Origin of the sequence: Propionicimonas sp. (genome assembly GCF_034927565.1) — a bacterium.
Taxonomy (GTDB): domain Bacteria; phylum Actinomycetota; class Actinomycetes; order Propionibacteriales; family Propionibacteriaceae; genus Propionicimonas.
The window spans coordinates 1-22500 of record NZ_JAYFPT010000094.1 but is presented as its reverse complement, the minus strand read 5'-3'; the positions used below and the strand labels follow the sequence as shown (position 1 = coordinate 22500).

Here is a 22500-nt window from a genome sequence, read left to right as displayed (position 1 = left end):
CACCTCGCTTTGGCTCTCACCGCCGCTTGGGGCAACTCGTCTTACTTTACTTGGCTCGTCCCCCGGTGTCAAACCGAGTTCCTTGCCCTCCCCCGCCCGCAACAAGACTCGGATCTTGATGGCTCCTGGCATGGAGGCACACCGTATCCGCGCTAGTCAGAGTGGGTTCGGCGCTCCGATCCGGCCTCGCCAGGTTTTCCCTGGCCCGTCCGTATCACCGGCAGCGCTTGATGAACATTACGCAGGTCGCGGCCCAGGGTCAAATCGGCGCTGACCCCGGGCGTGTCGCTCTCGCCTCGGGCTCAGCGCAGCAGTTTGACGGCGCCTACCGTCCGCTTTCCCCGGCGTACCACGAGGTACTCCCCGGCCAGCAGATCGTCGGCGGTGACGCGCGCATTCCGGTCTGAGACCTTCACATTGTTCAGATAGGCGCCGCCCTCGTCGATCGCCCGCATGGCGGCGGACCGGCTGGCCACGACCCCGGCGGCCACCAGAGCGTCCACGATGCCCGGCAGGTCGGCACCGGCGGCCAGGGTGTGGTCGCCCAGCTCTCTGGTCACCGCTGCCAGAACGCTGCCATCGAGCGAGGCCAGGTCCCCCCGCCCGAACAGGGCATTGGCGGCCGCCGCCGCCGCCTCGCGCTCGGCCACGGAGTGCACCAGGTCGGTGATGTCGTCGGCCAGGGCCCGTTGGGCGGCCCGTAGGTGCGGGGCCGTCCTGGTCTGCTCCTCCAGATCGGCGATCTCGCCGGCCGAGCGGGTGGTGAAGATCCGCAGGTACTCCCCCACCTTTGCGTCCTCGGCGTTGAGGAAGAACTGGTGGAAGGCATACGGCGAGGTCATCTGGGGGTCGAGCCAGACCGTCCCGGACTCGGTCTTGCCGAACTTGGTGCCGTCCGCCTTGGTGAGCAGTGGGGTCGCCAGGGCGTGCACCCGGTCGCCGTCAGCTCGCCGGATCAACTCCACGCCGGCGGTCAGGTTGCCCCACTGGTCCGAGCCGCCGGTCTGCAGTTCGCAGCCGTACTGGCGGTGCAGTTCGAGGTAGTCCAGCGACTGCAGCAGGACGTAGGAGAACTCCGTGTAGGAGATCCCGGATTCCAGCCGGGCCCGCACCACCTCGCGGTCGAGCATCCGGTTCACACTGAAGTGCTTGCCGATGTTCCGCAGGAAGTCGAGGGTCGACAGCCCGACCGTCCAGTCGTAGTTGTTGACCACCGTGGCCGCGTTGGCGCCCTCGAAGCTGACGAACCTGCTGACCTGGGCACGGATCCGCTCCACCCACTGCTGGACCAGGTCCTTGGGGTTGAGATTGCGCTCAGAGCTCTGCTTGGGGTCGCCGATCAGGCCGGTGGAGCCGCCGACCAGCAGAATCGGGCGATGGCCCGCGGCCTGCAGATGGCGGGCCAGCATCAGCTGGACCAGGTTTCCCATGTGGATACTCGGCGCCGTCGGGTCGAAGCCGACGTAGAAGGTGACCGGACCTTCGTCGAACCGGGCGCGCAGCGCCTCCGGCTCGGTCGAGTGGGCGATGAAGCCCCGCCAGCGCAGTTCGTCGAGTACCTGGTTCACGAGTGCCAAGCCTATCGGCGGGAGCCATCGGGCAGAAACGTCAGCCCGGCACCGTAGGGTCATGGTGTCGTCGTCACGAAGGGAGCTCCTGATGCCGTCGTTCCGGGCCAGTCTGGGGATCGTCGATGCCCGTCCGGGGGTGCCGCCCGAGGCCGTGCTCGACACCGCGCGGGCGGCACTGGCCGCCGTGCGACAGGTGGAGGACGCCTTCGTCGACGTCGAACCGCTGCTGCGCGGCGACGGCATCCCGCGCGTGGTGGTGCGTTTTCTCGAGCCGACCGGGAACGACGCCGAGGAGGACGCCAGGGCCTGGCAGGCCGCGATGGTGATGGCCGCCGGCGTCGAGGCGGTCGCCGAGACAGTCGGGCTGCGGGTGTACCGGCGGGCGGGTGGACGGTGGCTGCCGCTGACTGATCCGGGACTCGGACGGTAGCCCGCGCGCTGGAACTCGGCCCGCGGGCCGCGACGAGCGGCTACGTCACGACAGCCGCAACTCCGCCAGGGCGGCGCGCAGTTCGACAAGTTGTGCCCGGACGGCCTCGGGGGCGGTGCCGCCGCGGGCGTTCCGGGCAGCCACCGAGCCCTCGACGGTGAGCACTGACAGCACCTCCCCGGTCAGTTCGGGCGAGATCGCCGACAGCTGCTCCGGGCTGAGGTCGCCGAGCTCGAGCCGGTGCGCCTCGCAGTACTTCACCGCCGCGCCGGCGATCTCGTGCGCGACCGCGAAGGGCACCCGGCGACGGACCAGCCAGTCGGCCAGGTCGGTGGCCAGTGAGAAGCCCTGTGGCGCCAGGGCCGCCATCCGGGTGGTATCGAAGGTCAGGGTGGCGACCATCCCGGCCACCGCCGGCAGCAGCACCGCCAACTGGTCGAGGCCGTCGAAGATCGGTTCCTTGTCCTCCTGCAGGTCACGGTTGTAGGCCAGCGGCAGGCCTTTGAGGGTGGCCAGCAGACCGGCCAGGTTGCCGATCAGGCGGCCCGCCTTGCCGCGGGCGAGTTCGGCGACGTCAGGGTTCTTCTTCTGCGGCATGATCGAGCTGCCGGTCGACCAGGCGTCGTCCAGCCGGGCGAAGCCGAACTCGTGGGTACACCACAGGATGACGTCCTCGGCCAGCCGCGAAACGTCCACCGCCACTTGGGCGAGCACGTAGGCCTGCTCGGCGACCAGGTCGCGGGCAGCGGTGCCGTCGATCGAGTTCGGCACGCTGCCGGCGAAGCCCAGGTCAGCAGCGACCAGTTCGGGATCCAGTCCCAGGGACGTGCCCGCCAGGGCTGCCGAACCGTAGGGGCTGAGCGCCAGGCGGCCGTCCAGGTCGCGCAGCCGTTGCAGGTCACGGACCAGCGGCCAGGCGTGGGCGAGCAGGTGGTGGCTGAGCAGTACCGGCTGGGCGTGCTGCAGATGGGTCCGGCCCGGCATGATCGCGCCGAGATTGGTTTCGGCCTGGCCGGCCAGCGCCTCGACCACGGCCGTGACGTCGGCAGCGAGCACCTGGTTGGCCTCGCGCAGGTAGCGCCGGATCAGGGTGGCGATCTGGTCGTTGCGGGAGCGGCCGGCCCGCAGCCGGCCGCCGAGATCGGCGCCCACCCGTTCGATCAGCCCGCGTTCCAGCGCGCCGTGGACGTCCTCGTCGGTGTCTGCCGGCCGGAACGCCCCCGAGACCACATCGGCCTCCAGTTGGTCGAGCCCGGCCAGCATGGCGTCCCGCTCCTGGTCGGTCAGCAGGCCGGCGGCGTGCAGTGCGCGGGCATGTGCCCGCGAGCCGGCCAGGTCGTGGCGAGCCAGCCGCCAGTCGAACTGGGTCGACTTGCTGAGCGCGAACATCGCCTCGGCGGGGCCGCCGGCGAACCTGCCGCCCCACAGGCGGCCGTCGGCGATCGATGAGTTCATCTCTTCTCCAGTCGTGTGGTCCCGGGTTCGACGGCGTCGAACTCCGGCAGGTGTGCGCTCAGCTGGCCGACAGCCCGAGCAGGGTCTCGGCCAGTGCAGCCCCGCCGGCCGGGTCGCGGGTGATCAGCAGCACGGTGTCGTCCCCGGCGATCGTACCGAGGACGGCCTGCCAGCCCACCTTGTCGATCGCGGAGGCGAAGAACTGGGCCGCACCGGGTGGGGTGCGCGCCACGACGAGGTTGGCCGAGGCCTCGGCCGAGAGCAGCAACTCCCCGCACAGCCGGGAGAGCCGATTGACCGCGACGCTGCCCGCGGTGGCCGGACCCTCGCCGGCCAGCAGCGCGTAGCGGAACTGTCCGTCGGCATCGCGTACCCGGACTGCACCCAGTTCGAGCAGATCCTTGCTCAACGTGCCCTGGGTGACCACCAGTCCCTCGTCGGCCAACCGGGCGGCGAGTTCGGTCTGGCTGGCGATCACCGACCGTTCGATCAACTCGGCGATCCTGGCCTGCCGGGCGGGCTTGGTCAGCGGACTGCGCGGCTCGGTCATCGCACGCCGTCCAGCAGGGCCGGTAGGGCGGCGACGAAGCCGTCCAGTTCGCGTTCCTCGATCACCAGCGGGGGGGCGAGCCGCAGCACATTCGGCCGCGGGGCATTGATCACGAACCCGGCCTCCAGCGCGGCGTCGGCGACCGCCGGGGCGAGGTCGTGGGCCAGCACGACGCCTCGCAGCAGCCCCCGGCCGCGTACCGCCACGATCTCGGGATGCCCCAGCGCCTCGATCCCGGCCGCCAGCCGGTCTCCGAGGGCAGTGACCCGGGTCAGCAGGCCGTCCCGCTCGATGATCGACATCACCGCCAGGCCGGCCGCCGCGGCCACCGGGTTGCCGCCGAAGGTGGTGCCGTGCAAGCCGGGCTGCAACAGCTCGGACGCCGGCCCGGTGGCGACACAGGCGCCGATCGGGAAGCCGTTGCCCAACCCCTTGGCGAAGGTGACGATATCGGCGGTGATCCCGGACGCCGCGGACGCCAGCCAGTCGCCGCAGCGGCCCATTCCGGTCTGCACCTCGTCCACCCAGAGCAGTGCGCCTGCCTGGCGGGTCAGCGAGCGCGCCTCGGCCAGGAAGCCGGAGGGCGGCTCCACCACACCGTTCTCGCCCTGGATCGGCTCCAGCACGACCGCCGCGACACTCTGGTCGAGTTCGGCGGCCAACGCCTCGGCGTCCCCATAGGGCACGAAGGTGACCTCCCCGGGCAGCGGCTCGAAGGGCTCGCGGTACTTCGGGTTCGAGGTCAGCGCGAGGGCGCCAAGGGAACGTCCGTGGAAGGAGCCGGCCATGGCGATCAGCCGGGTGCGGCCGGTCAGCCGGGTGATCTTGAAGCCGGCTTCGTTGGCCTCGGTGCCCGAGTTCGCAAAAAACACTCTCGCCGCCAGCCCCGGAGAATTGGCTGTCACAACGCAGGCCAATCTCTCCGCGAGGGCTACCTGGGTGGGAGTGGCGAAGAAGTTCGAGACATGGCCCAGGGTGGACAGCTGGGCGGAGATCGCGCCCAGCACCTGCGGGTGGGCGTGGCCGAGCGCGTTCACCGCCAGCCCGGCGAGCAGGTCGAGGTAGCGGTTGCCGTCGGCGTCCCACAGCCACACCCCCTCACCGCGGACGAAGACCCGTTTCGGTGGGCCGAAGGTGTTCATCATCACTGCCTGGTAGCGGGCGGTGACGGCGGCGTTGCCGCCCTCGACTGCCTGGACGGTCATGGCGCGACCCGGGTGGTCTCGGGCTCGCCGCGCACCATCGTGCCGTTGCCCTCGTTGGTGAAGATCTCCAGTAGCAGGGCATGCGGCACCCGGCCGTCAATCACGGTGGCCTTCGGGACGCCTGCCCGCACCGCCTGCAGGCAGGCCTCCATCTTGGGGATCATTCCGGAGGCCAGACCGGGCAGCAGCGTCGCCAGCTCACCGGCGGTGAGCTCCCGGATGATCTCGGTGCTGTGCGGCCAGTCGGCGTAGAGCCCCTCCACATCGGTCAGCACCACCAGCTTCTCCGCTCCCAGCGCCGCGGCCAGCGCACCAGCGGCGGTGTCGGCGTTCACGTTGTGCACCTGGCCGTCCTCGTCGGGGGCCACGGTGGCGACCACCGGGATCCGGCCGGCATCGATCAGGTCGAGCACTGCTTCAGGACGCACCTGGGTCACCTCGCCGACCAGGCCGAGGTCGATCTCCTCCCCGTCCAGCTCCAGGCCTTTGCGTTCGGCGGTGAGCAGGCCGGCATCCTCGCCCGACAGGCCCACCGCCAGCGGGCCGTGAGCGTTGAGCAGGCCGACCAGTTCGCGGTTGACCTGTCCCATCAGCACCATGCGCACCACATCCATCGCCTCCGGAGTGGTCACCCGCAGCCCGCCGCGGAACTCGCTCTCGATCCCGAGCCGGTTCAGCATCGAGGAGATCTGCGGCCCACCGCCGTGCACCACCACCGGGCGGACGCCCACCCGGTGCAGGAAGACGATGTCGGTGGCGAAGGCAGCCTTCAGCGCGTCATCGACCATGGCGTTGCCGCCGTACTTGATGACCAGCGTCCGGCCGACATACTGCTCCAGCCAGGGCAGGGCCTCGACCAGGATGCTGGCCTTGGTCAGCGCGTCAGGGGTCATGAGGAGTACTCCGCGTTCTCTTTGACGTAGCCGTAGGTGAGGTCATTGGTCCAGATCGCCGCCGCCTCACCGCCGGCGTGCAGGTTGACCTCGACCAGGACGTCACGGCTGGTCAGATCGACCTCGGAGCGGTCGGCGCCCAGCTGTCCGTCGGCGAACACCCGCACGCCGTTGAATGCGACATCGACGTGGTCGGGATCGAAGCCGGCCGCTGTCGTGCCGGCCGCTGCCAGCACCCGTCCCCAGTTGGGGTCGTTGCCGAAGATGGCGCACTTGAAGAGATTGCTGCGGGCCACCGCGCGAGCCACCTCCAGCGCGTCGGCCTCGGTGGCGGCGCCCTCGACCCGCACCTCGATGTCGTGACAGGAGCCCTCCGCGTCGGCCAGCAACTGCCGGGCCAGCGAGGCGCAGACGCCGGTCAGCGCCTCGCTGAACTCGGCCGGGTCGGGGCTCACGCCGCTGGCTCCGCTGGCGAGCAGGATCACGGTGTCGTTGGTGGACATGCAGCCGTCGGAGTCGGTCCGGTCGAAGGTGAACCCGGTGGCGGTGCGCAGTGCCCGGTCGAGTTCGGCGGACTCCACGACCGCGTCGGTGGTGATCACCACGAGCATGGTGGCCAGCGCGGGGGCGAGCATCCCGGCCCCCTTCGCCATGCCGCCGATCGTCCAGCCGGACGGAGAGCCGTGTTCGGCCTGCTTGGCGACGGTGTCGGTGGTCATGATCGCCTCGGCGGCCGACGGCCCACCGGCCTGGGAGAGATCCTGGGCGGCGAGCTGGATGCCGCCCAGCACCGCCTCCATCGGGAGCCGGACGCCGATCAGGCCGGTTGAGCAGACCGCCACGTCCTCGACCTCACAGCCGACTTCCGCCGCCACCCAGGCGGCAGTCTGAGCAGCGTCAGCGAAGCCGGCATCGCCGGTGCAGGCGTTGGCGCCGCCGGAGTTGAGCACCACCGCCGCCAGCCGTGGCGTGGCCAGCGCCTGCCGGCTCCACTGCACCGGGGCGGCCTTGAACCGGTTGCCGGTGAACACCGCCGCCGCGTGGGCGAGCGGTCCCTGGTTCACCACCAGGGCGAGGTCGGGGCTGCCGGAGTCCTTGATGCCGGCCACCACCCCGGCGGCCACGAAGCCCTTTGCTGCTGTCACGCTCACGGTGCCACTCCCACGGTGGTCAGGCCTGTGACCTCAGGGAGGCCCAGGGCAAGGTTGATGGATTGGACGGCGGCGCCCGCCGTCCCTTTGACCAGGTTGTCGATGGCGCTGATCGCCACCAGCCGTCCGGCACGCTGGTCGACGCCGACCTGCACCAGGGCGGTGTTCGCGCCCAGGGTGGACGACGTCGCCGGCCACTGCCCCTCGGGGAGCAGGTGCACGAAGGGCTCGGCGGCGTAGGCCTCGTCCCAGATCGCCCGGATCGTGGCGGCGTCTGTTCCCGGTGCCAGCCTGGCCGTGCAGGTGGCGAGGATTCCCCGGGCCATCGGCACCAGGGTTGGGGTGAAGCTGATCCGGATCCGATCGCCGTGGGACTTGGCCAGGTTCTGTTCGATCTCGGGGATGTGCCGGTGCGCGCCGGCCACCGAGTACGGACTGGCCGAGCCGTGGATCTCCGCGGCCAACAGGTGCGGCTTGAGGGACTTGCCCGCCCCGCTCACCCCGTTGGCCAGCACCGCCACCAGGTCGGTCGGCTCGATCACGCCGGCGGCGATCCCGGGCGCCAGGGCGAAGGTGACGGCGGTGACATTGCAGCCCGGGACGGCGATCCGCTTCGTGCCGCGCAGCAGGTCACGCTGCCTGGCACCGTCGGCCAGCAGCAGTTCGGGCATTCCGTAGGTCCAGGTGCCGGGGTGCTGGCCGCCGTAATAGGCCGTCCAGGCCTCGGCCGACTCCAGCCGATGGTCAGCGCCCAGGTCGAGCAGCACCGAGCCCGGGGAGGCGGCCTCCAGGACCGCCGCCAGGGCACCGGAGGCGCCGTGCGGCAGGGCGAGCGCGATCACGTCGTGCCCGGCGAGGTGCTCCACGGTGGTGTCGAGGATCCGGCGGTCGGCCAGCGGGCGCAGGTGGGGGTGGTGGGCGCCCAGCAGGTCACCGGCGCTGGTCTTCGCGGTGAGGTTGCCGATCTCGGCGTCCGGGTGGTGGAGCAGGATGCGCAGCAGTTCGCCCCCGGCATAGCCGGTGGCGCCCGCGACGGCCACGGTAAAGGTCACGGGAATGACTATGCCAGAACACGAATGAATATTCCACTTGCGTCCGGTCCGTGCCCAGCCACCATCCGCGCAGAAGCCGGGCAGGGTCAGATGAGTTTGACCAGGTCCTCCACGCCGGGCAGCATCAGGTCGGGCCGGAAGGGGAAGGTCTCGACATCGTCGGCGGTGGTGACCCCGGTCATCACCAGGACGGTGAGCAGACCGGCCTCCATCCCGGCAACGATGTCGGTGTCCATCCGGTCGCCGATCATCGCGGTGGTCTCCGAATGCGCCTCGATCCGGTTCATCGCCGAGCGGAACATCATGGGGTTGGGCTTGCCGACGACGTAGGGCTGCCGGTTCGTGGCAGCCGTGATCATCGCGGCGACCGCCCCGGTGGCCGGCAGGATGCCGTCCTTGCTGGGGCCGGTGGCGTCCGGGTTCGTGCAGATGTACCGCGCGCCCTCGGTGATCAGCCGGATCGCCTTGGTGATCGCCTCGAAGGAATAGTTGCGGGTCTCCCCCAGCACGACGAAGTCGGGGTCGACGTCGGTGAGGACGAAGCCCGCCTCGTGCAGGGCGGTGGTCAGACCCACCTCACCGATCACGAAGGCGGTCTTGTTACCCGGCTGGTTGCGCAGGAACGAGGCGGTGGCCAGCGCCGAGGTCCAGATGTTCTCCTCGGGAATGTTCAGCCCCGAGCGGGCCAGCCGGGCCGCCAGGTCGCGGGCGGTGAAGATCGAGTTGTTGGTCAGCACCAGGAAGCGCCGGGAGGTGGTCACCCAGCGGTCGATCAACTCAGCCGCACCCGGCAGCGGTTCCTCCTCGTGCACCAGCACGCCGTCCATGTCGGTGAGAAAGCATTCGATGTCGCGCACGGTCCGCATGACACCAGTCTTCCATCACCGGCTACTGCCTGCCCAGTTCAGAAGGCGCGCAGTTCCGCCCCGGTCCGGGCCGTCGCCTCGGCGACCGCCGCTGCCCGGGCGGCAGCGGTCTCGGCATCGGTCAGGGTGCGGTCGGGAGCACGGAAGCGCAGCGCGAAGGCCAGCGACTTGTGGCCGGCAGGCACCTGGCCGCCGGTGAAGACGTCGAACAGGCTGATCGACTCCAGCAGGTCACCGGCGCCGTCGGCCAGCGCTGCCTGGACGTCCGCTGCCGCGACGATCTCGGGAACCACCAGGGCGACGTCCTCCTTGGCCACTGGACGCGGGGAGACGTGCGTGATGCTCCCCCGCTGCGGCGCCAGCCGCACCAGGGCGTCGAGGTCGAGCTCGACGGCGGCGGCCCTCGCCGGAAGGCCGAACTCCTTCACCACGCTCGGGTGCAGTTCTCCGGCGTAGCCGATCACCTCGCCGGCCACGCTCAGCGCGGCGCAGCGTCCGGGGTGCCACGGGGCCTGGGCGGCGGCGGTGCGCACCAGCGTCGCCCCCACAGCGGCAGCAGCAACCTCGGCCAGTGCCAGGGCCTGCTGCCAGCCGGCAGTCACCCCCTCGCCTCGCCAGCCGGGACGGTCCCACCAGCCGGTGAGCACTGCCCCGAGGTGCCGCGGCTGGGACGGCAGCGCCGCCTCGATCGCGGCCAGTTCGGCGTCACAGGGACGGTGGTCGACCGCCGGAATCGGCGCCGGCTGGCCGGAGCCGGCCAGGAACACGCTGCCGATCTCGTGCAGCGCCAGGTCGTCGTTGCCGCGGGAGGTGTTCCGCGCCACCGCGGCGAACAGGCCGGGCAGGATGGTGGTCCGCAGGTAGGGCTGGGTCTCGGCCAGCGGATTGGCCAACCTGACCAGGCTGCGGCGTTCGTCCCCGGCAGGCACCCCCATCCGGTCGAGATCCTCGCCGGCCAGGAACGGGAAGGTGATCACCTCGACGAAGCCCGAGCTGGTCAGCGCATCGTTGATCGCCCGGCGGGCCTGCTGCTCGCGGGTGAATCCCCGTCCGACCGGGGCCGAGGGAACCACCGCACCAATGGTGTCGAAACCGAGTTTGCGGCCGACCTCCTCGACGTAGTCGTACGGGTCGCGCAGGTCGGGACGCCAGGTCGGCGGGACCAGGTGAAGCCGGGAAGCAGAACCGTCCTCCGTCTGCTCGACGGCGACACCAGAAGCGGTCAGGAGCTCGGCTGCCCTGGTGGCGCTCACGTCCGTGCCCAGGATCCGCGCGGGCAGGTCGGCGGCAATGGTCTGGGCAGGCATCGCCGGCACCTGGCCGGCGACCGTCTCGGCGTCCGCGAGGCCGCCGCCGGCCAGCTCGACCAGCAGGGCGGCCGCGCGATGGGCGGCGGCGTAGGCAGCGGCCGGGTCGACGCCGCGGTGGAACCGCTTGGAGGCCTCGGACGGCAGGTTGTGCCGCCGCAGCGTCCAGCCGATGCTGTGCGCCTCGAAGTGGGCCGCCTCCAGCACGATGCTGGTGGTCGTCTCGGAGATCTCGGTGGTGGCGCCACCCATCACCCCGGCAATCCCGATCGGGCCGGAGTCGTCGGTGATCAGCAGGTCGTCGGGGTGCAGGGTACGGGTGACGTCGTCGAGGGTGACGAGTTGCTCCCCCGCGGTGGCCTTGCGCACCCGGATCGGGCCGGAGAGCTTGTCGGCATCGTAGGCGTGCAGCGGCTGGCCGGTCTCGAGCATCACATAGTTGGTGATGTCGACCGCCAGCGAGATCGACCGCATGCCGGCCATCACCAGCCGGCGCGCCATCCAGCGCGGGGTGGGGCGGGCCGGGTCGATCCCGGTCACGGTCAGCGCCACGAACAGCGGGCAGGAGGGATCCTGCAGTTCGACAGGGTAGCCGCCGGCCCTCGCGGTCGGGGTCGGCCGGTCGATGACGTCGCGGAAGCCGACGCCGAGGTTCTGGCCGGTCTCCCGGGCCAGCCCGCGGATGCTCAGGCAGTAGCCCATGTCGGGCGAGACGTCGATATCGAGCACGTCGTCGCGCAGCAGCAGGGCCTCGGCCGGGTCGTCGCCGGGCTTGAGCTCGGTGCCGTCGTCGAGCACGTCCGGCAGCACGATGATGCCGGTGTGGTCGTGGCCGATCCCCAGCTCGTCCTCGGCGCAGATCATGCCGTCGGAGAGATGACCGTAGGTCTTGCGGGCGCTGATCGCGAACCCTCCGGCCAGCACCGAACCCGGCAGCGAGACCACGACCAGGTCACCGGCGGCGAAGTTGTGCGCCCCGCAGACCACACTGCGGCAACCCGCCGGGTAGTCGGGGTGTGGCTGGTTGAAGTCGGGGCCGACATCAACCTGCACCCAGCGGATGGTCTTGCCGTTCTTCTGCGGCTCGTCGAGGAAGGCCAGCACCCGTCCGACGACCACCGGGCCGGTGATCTCGGCACCCACCTCGTCGACGGTCTCAACCTCCAGCCCGGCACGGATCAGCACCTCGGCGAGCTCGCGTCCGGTCATGTCCTGGGGCAGGTCGGCGTACTCCCGCAGCCATCCCAGCGGCGCCCTCATCGCGCAACCCCCTTCAGCGAACGGCTGAACCGGACATCGCCCTCGACCATGTCGCGCATGTCGGCGGCGTTGTTGCGGAACATCAGTGTCCTTTCGATGCCCATCCCGAAGGCAAAGCCGGAGTACACCTCGGTGTCGATCCCGCAGGCGGCCAGCACCCGCGGGTTCACCACGCCGCAGCCGCCCCACTCGATCCAGCCCTGCGACTTGCAGGTGCGGCAGGGGTGGTCGGGGTCGCCGACCGAGGCGCCCTTGCAGACGAAGCACTGCAGGTCGACCTCGGCGCTGGGCTCGGTGAACGGGAAGAAGTGAGGACGCATCCGGGTGCGGATGTCGTCGCCGAACATCGCCTTCGCCAGATGGTCGAGGGTGCCGCGCAGGTGGGCCAGCGAGATCCCCTTGTCCACGCACAGGCCCTCAATCTGGTGGAAGACCGGGACGTGGGTGGCGTCGAACTCGTCGGCCCGGTAGGTCTTGCCGGGGCAGACCACGTAGACCGGCGGCGGACGGTCCAGCAGGGACCGGATCTGCACCGGGGAGGTGTGGGTGCGCATCACCAGGTGGCTCTCCACCGGGTCGATGAACAAGGTGTCGGAGGTGGCCCTGGCCGGGTGGTCGGGCCCGATATTGAGGGCGTCGAAGTTGAGCCACTCGCCCTCGGCCTCCGGGCCCTCGGCGATCTCCCAGCCCATCGCGACGAAGACCTCCGACATCAGGTCCATCAGGGCGGTGATCGGGTGTGTGGCGCCCTCGGGGGCCAGGTCGACCGGCAGGGTGACGTCCACCCGTTCCTGTGCCAGCACCCGCTCCAACTCCGCGGCCTCCACCTCGGCCTGCCGGGCGGCAAAAGCCTCGGTGAGGGTGGTGCGGGCGGCGCCGATCCGCAGCCCGGCGTCCTTGCGCTCCGGGCCGGGCAGGGTGCCGATCTGCTTGCTGGCCGACGCCAGCGGCGACCGCTCGCCGAGGTGGTGAAGCCGGGCCTGTTTCAGGTCCGCCGTCGAGGCGGCAGCAGCGAAGGCCGCGAGACCCTCACTGACCACCTGTTCGATCTCGCGTGGGCTCAGGCCCATGTCGGTCCTTTCAGTTGGACGCCCGCTGCGCGCTCGCGCTGGCGTACAGGCAGACCGCAGCAGCGGTCGCCAGGTTGAGGCTCTCGGCGTGGCCGTAGATCGGGACGGCGACCGTCCGGTCGGCCAGCGCCAGGTGTTCCACCGGCAGCCCCCAACTCTCGTTGCCCATCACCCAGGCGGTGGGGCGTCCGAGTTCGTCGGTCAGGTCGGTGAGGTCGGTGCCGGAGCTGCCGTCGGTGGCGAAGATCTGCATCCCGGCCTTGCGGCAGGCCTCGATGGCCTCGGCCAGGTCGACCCCCACCACGATCGGCAGGTGGAAGAGGCTGCCCACCGATGCCCGGACGGTCTTGGGGTTGTACACCTCGACCGAGTCGGAACTGAGGATCACCGCGTCGGCTCCAAAGGCGTCAGCACAGCGGATCACCGTCCCGGCATTGCCCGGGTCGCGCACCTGGGCGCAGATCACCACCAGCGAGACGTCCCTGCGGCGGTGCTTCTTCTTCGGCTTGTCGGGGTTGACCGGCTTCCTGCCCAGCACGCTGGACAGCGGCACGTCAATGGTCCGCGCCACCGCCACCACGCCCTGCGGGGTGACCGTGTCGGTGATCGTGGCGAGGTTCTGCTCGCTGACGCCGTAGTAGGGCACGTCGGCGTCCCGGGCGGTCTCGAAGAGGTCGGCATTGGCGATCGCCGCGTCCCAGCGGAAATACACCTCCTGCACGACCCCGGGGACGGCGAGCGCCTCCCGGACGGCCTGGCGTCCCTCGACGAGGAACAGGCCGGTCTCCTTGCGCTCGGTGCGGCGCTGCAGCGCCCGGGCAGCGCGCAGGGTCGCCTGGCTGGGTTCGGGCAACTGGATTGGCGCGGCGGTCATCGACGCACACCTCCGTAAGGGCTTGGGCATGGCTCCAGCGCGGTCCCGATCGCGTGTCGGACCGCGCTGGAGGAAAGTGGACGGGTCAGGCTGCCTCGGCCTGATTCGCCTTTGCGATGTCGACCAGCGCGGTGAACGCCTTGGGGTCAGAGACGGCCAACTCGGCCAGGATCTTGCGATCCACCTCCACACCGGCGTTCTTCAGGCCGCTGATAAATCGGTTGTAGGTCATCCCGTTCTCGCGGACCGCGGCATTGATCCGCTGGATCCACAGTGAGCGGAAATCGCCCTTGCGTGCCCGGCGGTCCCGGTAGGCGTAGGTGTAGGAATGGAGCAACTGCTCCTTCGCCTTGCGGTAGAGCCGCGACCGCTGCCCACGGTAGCCGGAGGCCTGGTCGAGAACCTCGCGGCGCTTCTTCTGCGCGTTGACCGAACGCTTCACGCGTGCCATGACTGATTACTCCTTGCAGAACTTCTCGTGGGTCACTTGGCCTTGTAGCTGCCGAGGAGACGACGTGCCTTTTTGGCGTCGCCCTTCGCCACGACCTTGTCGCCGTCGAGACGGCGGGTCTGGCTGGTCGGCTTGTGCTCGTTGAGGTGCATCTTGCCGGCCTGGCGGTGCATCACCTTGCCGGTGCCGGTCACGCGGAAGCGCTTCTTGGCCCCGGAATGGGTCTTCATCTTGGGCATGTTTCTCTTTCTCCTGGTGACAGCTGGTTACAGCTCGATGTCCGGGTCCATGTTGTCGGCCGGACCACGCTTCTTCTTCGGGGTCGCCTTGGCCTGGGCGGCGGCGCGTAGTTCGGCCTGCTCCGTCCGTTCCGCCTCGGCGTCCGCGGCCCGGCTGGCGGCCCGGGCGGCCTTGGCCGCCTCAACCTCCACCTTGGCCTCGGTCTTCTTCCTGGTCGGGGCCAGCACCATCAACATGTTGCGGCCGTCCTGCTTGGGCGGGGACTCGATCACGCCGTCCTCGGCGACATCCGCTGCCAGTTTCTTCAGCAGGTTGAACCCCAGTTCGGGACGGCTCTGCTCGCGGCCGCGGAACATGATGGTGATCTTGACCTTGTCGCCGGCCTTGAGGAAGCGCACGACGTGACCCTTCTTGGTGTCGTAGTCGTGGCTGTCGATCTTCGGCCGGAGCTTCATCTCCTTGATGACGGTGTTGGCCTGGTTGCGCCGCGACTCGCGGGCCTTCTGGGCTGCCTCGTACTTGAACTTGCCGTAGTCCATGAGCTTGGCCACCGGGGGACGCGCCATCGGCGCAACCTCGACCAGGTCGAGATCGGCCTCGCGGGCAAGCCGCAGGGCGTCCTCGATCCGCACGATGCCTACCTGTTCGCCGGCGGGGCCGACCAGGCGCACCTCAGGTACATGGATGCGTTCGTTGATACGTGGTTCAGTGCTGATGAGTCCTCCAAGGAATCGGTGGTGGGCCGGACAGTCGAAAAGGGCCCCCGCGCATGCGGAGACCCCGAAACAGCGACCGCTCACCGGCCAGCTTCACCGACCCGGCACCCGTGGGGCACCAAGGTGGGAGTTCAGGACTCCTCTTTGGGGGCCAGCCTCGGCTGACCGAACGCCGTTCAGTGTAACAGCAGGTGCCGTCGGCGGCCTATTCGGCCTCGACCGGCGCCAGTTGGAGCCAGCCGAAGCCACCGTCGTCCAGTTCGACCAGCCGCCGCCCGGCGGCGAGGTCGCCGATCAGTTCCTGGTCGATCACCAGCGGGTGCGGGCCGGCCAGGTCGACCAGAATGGCTGCCGAGCCGGTCTCGACCGCCGTCGCCGCAACCTCGTCCAGGGTGCACGGGACGGGTCTGGCCTGCGGGTTCCAGGCCAGCAGCGCGTCCAGCCCGGTGAACACCAGCAGACCGGTGCGGCCGGTGGTCGAGGTCATCATCACCGCCGCGAGTTCGGCGGGCTCCCCCGGCTGTTCCTTGCCGGTGGCCACCACCGGCAGCAGCAGCCGGGTGCCGCACAGCGCCGCCACCGCGCGGGGGTAGGACTCGGCCTCGCCGGCGTCGGCCAGCCGGGCGCGCACGGCAGGGTCGGGGTCGCCCCGGTCGCCGGCGAAGGCCGCACCAGGGTTGGCGAGGGTCTTCATCCCTCGCTCCGGCGGCGGTAGTCCGCCAGCGCCGCCTTCAGGCCAGCCAGGCCGTGGACGGCCCGGGACCGATCCACTCGCTGCAGCGCCATCAGCGGACGCGAGCCCGGTTCGTCACAGAGCAGGACGTAGGCCCACGGGTCGTCGGCGGTGAACCGGAAACCGGTGACCTGGCGCCAGGGCACCTGGTGGGTGCGAACCCCGTTGCGAATCACCAGCCCGTGGGCGTCGGCCCGCACGCTGCTGAGGCCGACCCCGAGCATCACCGCGATCATCACCAGGACGAACAGCGCCAGGGTCGCCAGTTGCGGGCCGGTGAACAGCTCCTTGACGTTGCCCGGCAGCAGAGCCCAGCCGAGGACGGTGGCCAGCACGAGGATCACCGAGAGCCCGACGGCCATCAGCAGTGCGGCACGTGGCCGCAACACGGTACCCACGCCGCCGAGCCTACAGCCGGCAGGCGTGGATCTGGGTGACCAGAATGCCGTCGGCGCCCGCCTCCCAGAGCTCGTCCATGATCCGCTGCGCCTGGCCGGCGGGGATCATCGCCCGGACCGCCACCCAACCCTGCTTGGCCAGCGGGGAGACCGTTGGGGAGTCGATTCCCGGGGTGATCGCGAACGCTGCTTCCAGCCGCTGCTGCGGAACGTTGTAGTCGACCATCAGGTAGTTGCGCGCGGCGATCACGCCGGTGAGCCGGCGCTTGAGCAGGTCGAGCCCCTGGGCCGGGTCGGCGCCGCGATGCTGGATCAGGATGGCCTCGGACTCCAAGATGGCCTCCCCGAACAGTTCCAGACCCGCCTTGCGCAGCGTGCTGCCAGTCTCGACGACGTCCGCGATCACGTCCGCGACACCGAGCCGGATGGAGCTCTCGACCGCGCCGTCCAGGTGGATCAGCCGGGCCTGGACGCCTGCGGAGTCCAGGTATCGCCGGACCAGGCCGGGATAGGAGGTGGCGATCCGCTTGCCGGCCAGCCCGGCGACATCCAGCCCCGCACCGGCGGGGGCGGCGAACCGGAACCGGGTGCCCCCGAAGCCGAGCGCCATCACCTCGTCGGCCTCGGCCTGGGAGTCGAGCAGCATGTCGCGTCCGGTGATCCCCAGGTCGAGGGTGCCCTCTCCCACGTAGACGGCGATGTCCCGGGGCCGCAGGTAGTAGAACTCGACGCCGTTGGTCTCGTCGACCAGGACGAGGTCCTTGAGGTCGGTGCGCTGCCGGTAGCCGGCCTCACGCAGCATCTGGGTGGCGGATTCGGCCAGCGAGCCCTTGTTGGGCACAGCGATCTTCAGCAATTCGGTTCCGTTCACGTACTCGCGCCCTGCTCAGAGGTACTCGTAGATGTCGTCGAGGTCGAGGCCAAGGGCCACCATCATGACCTGGACGTGGTAGAGCAGCTGGCTGATCTCCTCGGCGGCCTCCTCCTTGGACTGGTACTCCGCCGCCATCCAGACCTCGGCCGCCTCCTCGACGATCTTCTTGCCGATCGCGTGCACGCCGGCATCGAGCGCCCGGACCGTGCCCGATCCCTCGGGACGGGTAGCAGCCCGGTGCAGCAGTTCGGCGAAAAGGCCGTCGAAGGTCTTGCTCACGGCCAGCATGCTACGCGGTGGACGCCGGGGCTGTCCCCCCGGGCCCGGACGTGAGCCGGATGCCGAGCAGGGCGTCGACCGCTGCCGCGACCAGCGCGGGCGCCGCGGAATCGCCGCCCGCTCCCTCGGCCTGGGCCCAGTCGTCGACCACAGCCAGCGCCTGTGGGGCAGCCAGATCGTCCCGCAGGGCGGTCCGCAGGGCGCGCAGGACCGGTTCGGCCGGCGGGCCGGCCGGAGCACTCACCGCCCGGCGCCAGCTCGCCAGCCGGTGCTCGGCGGTCGTCAGCTCCACCGTGGTGAACTCCCAGTCGGAGCGATAGTGGTGCGCCAGCAACGCCAATCGCACGGCCATCGGGTCAAAACCCTCCACCAGCAGGCTGCTGACGAAGACCAGGTTCCCGCGGGACTTGCTCATCTTCTCCCCGTCCAGCCCAACCATGCCGGTGTGCAGGTAGCTGCGGGCGAAGGGCCGCCCGGTCAGCGCCCGCGCCCCGGCCGCACACATCGGGTGGTGCGGGAAGGCCAGGTCGCTGCCGCCGGCCTGCACGTCGAACTCCGGGCCGAGCGCCGCCGTGGCCAGGCAGGTGCACTCGATGTGCCAGCCCGGACGGCCGGCGCCCAGCGGGGACTCCCAGGCCGGCTCACCGGGGCGTGCCAGCCGCCAGACCAGGCAGTCCATCGGGTTGCGCTTGCCGGGACGGTCGGGGTCGCCGCCGCGTTCGGCGAACAGCGCCAGGGCGGAACTCTCGTCCAGGCCGAGCATCGGCAGGTCCAGGTCGTCGGCGGTGACCTCGAAGTACCAGTCCGGGTAGGCCAGGTCGGGGATCTGGTAGAGCCGTTCCCGGATCCGCGGGTCGGTCAGCGAGGCCGTGACCAGGCCGAGGTTCTCCACCACGCCCAGGTAGTCATCGGGCGGTAGCACGCGCAGGGCCGTCATGTCGGTGCGGAACAGCTCAGTCTGGTCGGCCGCCAGGTCGACCCAGTCGACGCCAGTCTCGGCTGCCCGCTCCAGCAGCGGGTCGTCCACGTCGGTGACGTTCTGGGCGTAGCGCAGGTTCAGTCCGCAGTCCAGCAGTGCCCGGTTCAGCAGGTCCACTGCCACATAGGTCGCTGCGTGCCCCAGATGGGTCGCGTCGTAGGGGGTGATGCCGCAGGCGTAGACCCGTGCCGTCCCTGATTCCGGGGCGATCGGCACCAGGTGCCCACCGAGGCTGTCATGCAATCGGACCACTCCGGGCTGCGACGGGAGGACAGGAATCTCGGGACGGGGCCAGGCGCGCACGGATCGCAGCCTACCCGGGTGTTGCGGGCAGTTGACCCGGCTGCCCGCACCGTAGGGTAGGGGCCGGACCGGGTGAGAGAGGGTGGCATGGACTGGCTCGAAGCGATCGTGCTGGGGATTGTGCAGGGACTGACCGAGTTCCTCCCGATTTCGTCCAGCGCCCACCAGTCGATCGTCGGGCAACTCTTCTTCGGCGGCCACGACCCGGGGGCCGCGTTCACCGCGATCACCCAACTCGGCACCGAGACAGCGGTTCTGGTCTACTTCGGCAAGGACATCGGCAGGATCATCAAGAACTGGGTTCTCGCTCTGGTCGGCCGGATCCCCCGCAATGACCCCGACGCCCGGATCGGCTGGCTGATCATCCTCGGCTCGATTCCGATCGTGGTGCTCGGCCTGCTGTTCGAGGACACCATCGACACCGCGCTGCGGAACCTGTGGATCACCGTCGCGATGCTGGCCGGGGTGGGCATCCTCCTGTGGCTGGCCGACCGGCTGGCCCGGCACAGCTATGAACTCACTGAACTCACCTGGTGGGACGGGATCGCGCTCGGCTTCGCCCAGGCGCTGGCCCTGATCCCGGGCGTCTCGCGCTCCGGAGCCACGATCTCCGCTGGGTTGTTCCTGGGCTACTCCCGTCCGGCAGCCACCCGGTATGCCTTCCTGCTCGCCGTCCCGGCGGTCTTCGGATCGGGGCTGTACAAGCTGAAGGACGTCGGCAGCGACGCCACCCTGCAGTGGGGGCCGATCGCGGTCGCGACCGGCCTGGCCTTCGTGGTGGGGCTGGCGGTGATCCACTGGTTGCTGAAGTACGTCAGCAAGCACAGCTTCACGATCTTCGTCGTCTACCGGCTGGTGCTGGCCGCTGGGGTGGCTGCGCTGCTGTTGACCAACCAGGTGCAGCCCTGATGCGGCGCAGGGCGGTCGGCCACAGTGGCCTGCAGGTCTCCCGGCTCGGCCTGGGAACCCTCACCTGGGGACGGGACACCCGCCCGGACGACGCCCGCGCCCTGCTGCGGCGGTTCGTCGACGCCGGCGGCTCGTTGGTCGACACCGCATCCGCCTACGGCTCCGGCGAGGCAGAGCGGATCCTCGGCCGGCTGCTGCGCAGCGATGTCCCGCGCGACCAGGTGGTGATCGCCACCAAGGCGGGCTTCGGCATCCGCGACCGCGAGCGGGTGGTCGACACCTCGCGAGGCGCACTGCTGGCCGACCTGCGTGGTTCGCTGCGCCGGCTGGGCACCGACCACATCGACCTGTGGCAGTTGCACGCCTGGGGACAGGCGCCGCTGGAGGAGTCCCTGGCGGCGATCGACACCGCCGTCAGCGCCGGCGATGTGCGCTACGCCGGGGTGTCGAACTTCGTCGGTTGGCAGACCGCCCAGGCAGCCACCTGGCAGAACGCCTTCCCGGGACGGACGCCGATCACCTCGGCGCAGGTGGAGTACTCGCTGCTGGCCCGGCGGGCCGAGGTGGAGGTGATCCCCGCCGTCCGGGCATTCGGGATGGGGCTGCTGCCCTGGTCGCCGCTCGGCCGCGGGGTGCTGACCGGCAAGTACCGGCGCGGCATCCCGACGGGGTCGCGGGGCGCCGCCAGCCACTTCTCATGGTTCGTCGAGCCCTACCTGGAGGCCCGTTCGCGATCGGTGACCGACGCCGTCGCGGTCGCCGCCGACGGGCTGGATCTCACCCCGGCTCAGGTGGCTCTGCTGTGGGTGCGGGACGCGCCCGCGGTCACCGCTCCCCTGCTCGGCGCGCGGACGGTCGCCCAACTCGAGCCCTATCTCGAGGTCGAGGACAGCACGCTGCCCGCGGAGATCGTCGCCGCCCTGGACGATGTGTCGGGCGGGCCGAACGCGTTGCGCACGGCGGAGGACTGATCAGCTTGCCTGACCCACCCGGCCGCCCCCCAGGGCATGCCGCACGAATCGCCAGGTCAGCGAAGCAGATCGGCCCGGTAGGCGGTGGTGTTGAGGGCGTAACCGAAGCTCCGCCTGCCGGCGGTGTGCGGATGGCTGGCGAGTAGCTCCCGAACGCCGGCGAGCATGGCAGATCAGCCCGAGCCGTCCGCCCGGCTCAAGGACGCGAGCGATCTCCGGACCAGCGGTGGCCGGGTCGAACCAGTGCCAGGCCTGACCGATGGTCACCGCGGCGAAACTGCTGCCCGGCACCGGGATGGCGTCGGCCCGTCCGGCCAGGGTGGGCAGGTCGCCGACCTCGGCCAGCATCCGCTGGTCAGGGTCGACGGCCAGCACCGCGAAGCCCAGCCGGGCCACCGCGCGGGTGAGCTTGCCCGAGCCGGCCGCCAGATCGAGCACCCGTCCGGTGACGCCCTCCACCAGCCAGGCGACGTGCTCGTCGACGTACTCCGGCCGGCCCAGCTGATAGGCGCCGGCGGCCGAGCCGAAGGAGGTGGCGCGGGTCTCGTCCATCGTCAGGCCCGGTCGAGGAAGCGGTCCAGCGCCCGGCAGCCGAACTCCAGCGACGCGATCGGCACCCGTTCGTCGACACCGTGGAAGAGGGCGATGAAGTCGAGTTCGGGCGGCAACTGCAACGGGGCGAAGCCGAAGCAGCGGATGCCGAGCCTCGACCAGGCCTTGGCGTCAGTGCCGGCGCTCATCACGAACGGCACCGCCACCGAGCCTGGATCCTCGGCGGCCAGGACGTCCTGCATGGCGGTGACCAGGTCGCCGGAGAATTCGGTCTCGACGGCGATGTCGGCGACTGCCTTCTGGTAATGCACCCGGTCGCCGATCAGCCGGCTGATGGTCTGGTAGAACTCGTCCTCATAGCCGGGCAGGAACCGTCCGTCGATCCCCGCGGTGGCCTGGCCGGGGATGACGTTGAGCTTGTAGCCGCCGCCCAGCATGGTCGGGTTGGCAGTGCTGGAGAGAGTGGCGCCGACCATCCGGGAGATCGAGCCCAGCCTGGCCAGGGTCTCCTCGGCGTTGTCGGCGTTGACCGGGACGCCGAGGGCGTCCTCGACGGCGTCCAGGAACTGCCGCAGCGCCGGGTGGATGCGGACCGGCCACTGGTAGCTGCCGATGTTGGTCACCGCCCGGGCGAGCGCGGTGATCGCGTTGTCGTCGTTGCGGAAGGAGCCGTGGCCGGCCTGGCCGTCGGCGATCAGGTTGAGCCAGGCCAGCCCCTTCTCGGCGACCTGCACCAGGTAGAGCCGCCGGTCGTTGACGGTCAGGGAGAAACCGCCCACCTCGCCGATGGCCTCGGGGCAATCGGCCAGCAGGTCGGGGTGGTGCTCGGCCAGCCAGCCCGAGCCCAGCGGGCCGCCGGCCTCCTCGTCGGCGGTGAACACCAGCCGGATCGGACGGCGGGGCGGGCGTCCGGTGCGCACCCGGTCGCGGACCACCGACAACACGATGGCGTCGAAGTCCTTCATGTCGACCGCCCCGCGTCCCCAGAGGTAGCCGTCGATCACTTCGGCCGCGAACGGGTCGACCTGCCAGTCGGCCGCGACTGCGGGAACGACATCGGTGTGGCCGTGGATCAGCAGCGGAGGCAGCCCGGTGTCGCAGCCGTCCGGCTCCCAGTGCGCGACCAGCGAGGTGCGCCGGTTCTCGGACTCGAACAACTGGGCCTGGATGCCCACCTCCGCCAACTGCGCGGCCACCAGTTCGGCGGCCTCGCGCTCCCCCTTGGCATTGCCGGCGCCGTAGTTCGAGGTGTCGATCCGGATCAGGTCGCGGCAGAGCTCGACGACATCACGGGCGGGCTGCGGAGTTGAGGTCATGTCCCCATCTTCGCCCAGCCGGCGACGGACCCGGAGCCGTGTTGACGGGTTTCGCGAAGCCGAGACCTCGTTGCTATAGTTTCCAAGCTGTCCGG

Annotated in this window: 24 protein-coding genes; 3 read left to right on the top strand and 21 right to left on the bottom strand. The window is 70.3% G+C overall.

All coding sequences use genetic code 11. The annotated features are described in order from the left end of the window. Window positions 1-302 precede the first annotated feature (302 nt). Window positions 303-1568 (bottom strand): tyrosine--tRNA ligase, encoded by a 1266-nt coding sequence (gene tyrS, locus VB080_RS13875; protein ID WP_323419047.1) that lies wholly within the window; start codon window positions 1566-1568, stop codon window positions 303-305. A 91-nt stretch (window positions 1569-1659) separates the two neighbouring features. On the opposite strand from tyrS, the gene VB080_RS13870 reads away from it, so the two are divergent. Continuing rightward, window positions 1660-2001, top strand: a complete 342-nt coding sequence (locus tag VB080_RS13870; RefSeq protein WP_323419046.1) for a hypothetical protein — start codon at window positions 1660-1662, stop codon at window positions 1999-2001. A gap of 45 nt (window positions 2002-2046) precedes the next feature. Here the strand turns inward: VB080_RS13870 and argH are convergent, their stop codons facing one another. From argH to mshC, 18 genes are all read right to left on the bottom strand, one after another. Continuing rightward, on the bottom strand, window positions 2047-3456 hold the full coding sequence (gene argH, locus VB080_RS13865) for an argininosuccinate lyase (RefSeq protein WP_323419045.1): 1410 nt from the start codon (window positions 3454-3456) through the stop codon (window positions 2047-2049). Window positions 3457-3514: 58 nt separating this feature from the next. Next, window positions 3515-4006, bottom strand: a complete 492-nt coding sequence (locus tag VB080_RS13860; protein WP_323419044.1) for an arginine repressor — start codon at window positions 4004-4006, stop codon at window positions 3515-3517. Beyond that, window positions 4003-5211 (bottom strand): acetylornithine transaminase, encoded by a 1209-nt coding sequence (locus VB080_RS13855; RefSeq protein ID WP_323419043.1) that lies wholly within the window; start codon window positions 5209-5211, stop codon window positions 4003-4005. The genes VB080_RS13860 and VB080_RS13855 overlap by 4 nt, the downstream gene beginning before the upstream one ends. Next, entirely contained in the window at window positions 5208-6104 is an 897-nt protein-coding gene (gene argB, locus VB080_RS13850) for an acetylglutamate kinase (RefSeq protein WP_323419042.1), read from the bottom strand. The genes VB080_RS13855 and argB overlap by 4 nt, the downstream gene beginning before the upstream one ends. After that, the gene (gene argJ / locus VB080_RS13845) at window positions 6101-7255 is read right to left on the bottom strand and encodes a bifunctional glutamate N-acetyltransferase/amino-acid acetyltransferase ArgJ (protein WP_323419041.1); all 1155 of its coding nucleotides are present in this window, start codon (window positions 7253-7255) and stop codon (window positions 6101-6103) included. Before argJ ends, argB begins: the two co-directional genes overlap by 4 nt. Beyond that, window positions 7252-8307, bottom strand: coding sequence for an N-acetyl-gamma-glutamyl-phosphate reductase (gene argC, locus VB080_RS13840; RefSeq protein WP_323419040.1), 1056 nt, complete (start codon window positions 8305-8307; stop codon window positions 7252-7254). Before argC ends, argJ begins: the two co-directional genes overlap by 4 nt. Before the next feature lie 86 nt (window positions 8308-8393). Continuing rightward, window positions 8394-9173, bottom strand: coding sequence for an HAD-IIA family hydrolase (locus tag VB080_RS13835; protein WP_323419039.1), 780 nt, complete (start codon window positions 9171-9173; stop codon window positions 8394-8396). A gap of 38 nt (window positions 9174-9211) precedes the next feature. Next, entirely contained in the window at window positions 9212-11740 is a 2529-nt protein-coding gene (pheT, locus tag VB080_RS13830) for a phenylalanine--tRNA ligase subunit beta (RefSeq protein ID WP_323419038.1), read from the bottom strand. Beyond that, window positions 11737-12810, bottom strand: coding sequence for a phenylalanine--tRNA ligase subunit alpha (gene pheS / locus VB080_RS13825; RefSeq protein WP_323419037.1), 1074 nt, complete (start codon window positions 12808-12810; stop codon window positions 11737-11739). The genes pheT and pheS overlap by 4 nt, the downstream gene beginning before the upstream one ends. Before the next feature lie 10 nt (window positions 12811-12820). Then, window positions 12821-13684 carry an RNA methyltransferase gene (locus tag VB080_RS13820; RefSeq protein ID WP_323419036.1) on the bottom strand — a complete coding sequence of 288 codons (864 nt, stop codon included), beginning with the start codon at window positions 13682-13684 and terminating at the stop codon, window positions 12821-12823. Window positions 13685-13769: 85 nt separating this feature from the next. After that, window positions 13770-14135, bottom strand: a complete 366-nt coding sequence (gene rplT, locus VB080_RS13815; RefSeq protein WP_323419035.1) for a 50S ribosomal protein L20 — start codon at window positions 14133-14135, stop codon at window positions 13770-13772. Between the two features lie 32 nt (window positions 14136-14167). Next, window positions 14168-14374, bottom strand: a complete 207-nt coding sequence (gene rpmI, locus VB080_RS13810; RefSeq protein WP_323419034.1) for a 50S ribosomal protein L35 — start codon at window positions 14372-14374, stop codon at window positions 14168-14170. A 27-nt stretch (window positions 14375-14401) separates the two neighbouring features. Then, window positions 14402-15091 carry a translation initiation factor IF-3 gene (gene infC, locus VB080_RS13805; protein WP_323419048.1) on the bottom strand — a complete coding sequence of 230 codons (690 nt, stop codon included), beginning with the start codon at window positions 15089-15091 and terminating at the stop codon, window positions 14402-14404. Between the two features lie 205 nt (window positions 15092-15296). Continuing rightward, window positions 15297-15785, bottom strand: coding sequence for an SseB family protein (locus tag VB080_RS13800; RefSeq protein ID WP_323419033.1), 489 nt, complete (start codon window positions 15783-15785; stop codon window positions 15297-15299). Continuing rightward, the gene (locus tag VB080_RS13795; RefSeq protein ID WP_323419032.1) at window positions 15782-16222 is read right to left on the bottom strand and encodes a PH domain-containing protein; all 441 of its coding nucleotides are present in this window, start codon (window positions 16220-16222) and stop codon (window positions 15782-15784) included. Before VB080_RS13795 ends, VB080_RS13800 begins: the two co-directional genes overlap by 4 nt. Before the next feature lie 10 nt (window positions 16223-16232). Next, a complete protein-coding gene (gene hisG / locus VB080_RS13790; RefSeq protein ID WP_323419031.1) occupies window positions 16233-17093 on the bottom strand; it encodes an ATP phosphoribosyltransferase in 861 nt (286 codons plus the stop codon). Window positions 17094-17108: 15 nt separating this feature from the next. Next, a complete protein-coding gene (locus VB080_RS13785) occupies window positions 17109-17375 on the bottom strand; it encodes a phosphoribosyl-ATP diphosphatase (protein WP_323419030.1) in 267 nt (88 codons plus the stop codon). Between the two features lie 10 nt (window positions 17376-17385). Then, window positions 17386-18657: a cysteine--1-D-myo-inosityl 2-amino-2-deoxy-alpha-D-glucopyranoside ligase gene (gene mshC / locus VB080_RS13780; protein ID WP_323419029.1), complete on the bottom strand. Its 1272-nt coding sequence runs from the start codon at window positions 18655-18657 to the stop codon at window positions 17386-17388. Between the two features lie 87 nt (window positions 18658-18744). Here mshC and VB080_RS13775 point away from each other — a divergent pair, with 87 nt between their 5' ends. Together VB080_RS13775 and VB080_RS13770 are read left to right on the top strand one after the other, a co-directional pair. Further along, on the top strand, window positions 18745-19566 hold the full coding sequence (locus VB080_RS13775) for an undecaprenyl-diphosphate phosphatase (protein WP_323419028.1): 822 nt from the start codon (window positions 18745-18747) through the stop codon (window positions 19564-19566). Then, complete coding sequence (locus tag VB080_RS13770; protein ID WP_323419027.1) at window positions 19566-20537, top strand: aldo/keto reductase; 972 nt, start codon at window positions 19566-19568, stop codon at window positions 20535-20537. The genes VB080_RS13775 and VB080_RS13770 overlap by 1 nt, the downstream gene beginning before the upstream one ends. Here VB080_RS13770 and VB080_RS13765 read toward each other — a convergent pair whose 3' ends face one another. Beyond that, the gene (locus tag VB080_RS13765) at window positions 20538-21089 is read right to left on the bottom strand and encodes a class I SAM-dependent methyltransferase (protein WP_323419026.1); all 552 of its coding nucleotides are present in this window, start codon (window positions 21087-21089) and stop codon (window positions 20538-20540) included. Between the two features lie 2 nt (window positions 21090-21091). Next, window positions 21092-22405, bottom strand: coding sequence for a M20/M25/M40 family metallo-hydrolase (locus VB080_RS13760; RefSeq protein ID WP_323419025.1), 1314 nt, complete (start codon window positions 22403-22405; stop codon window positions 21092-21094). Between the last annotated feature and the right edge of the window lie 95 nt (window positions 22406-22500).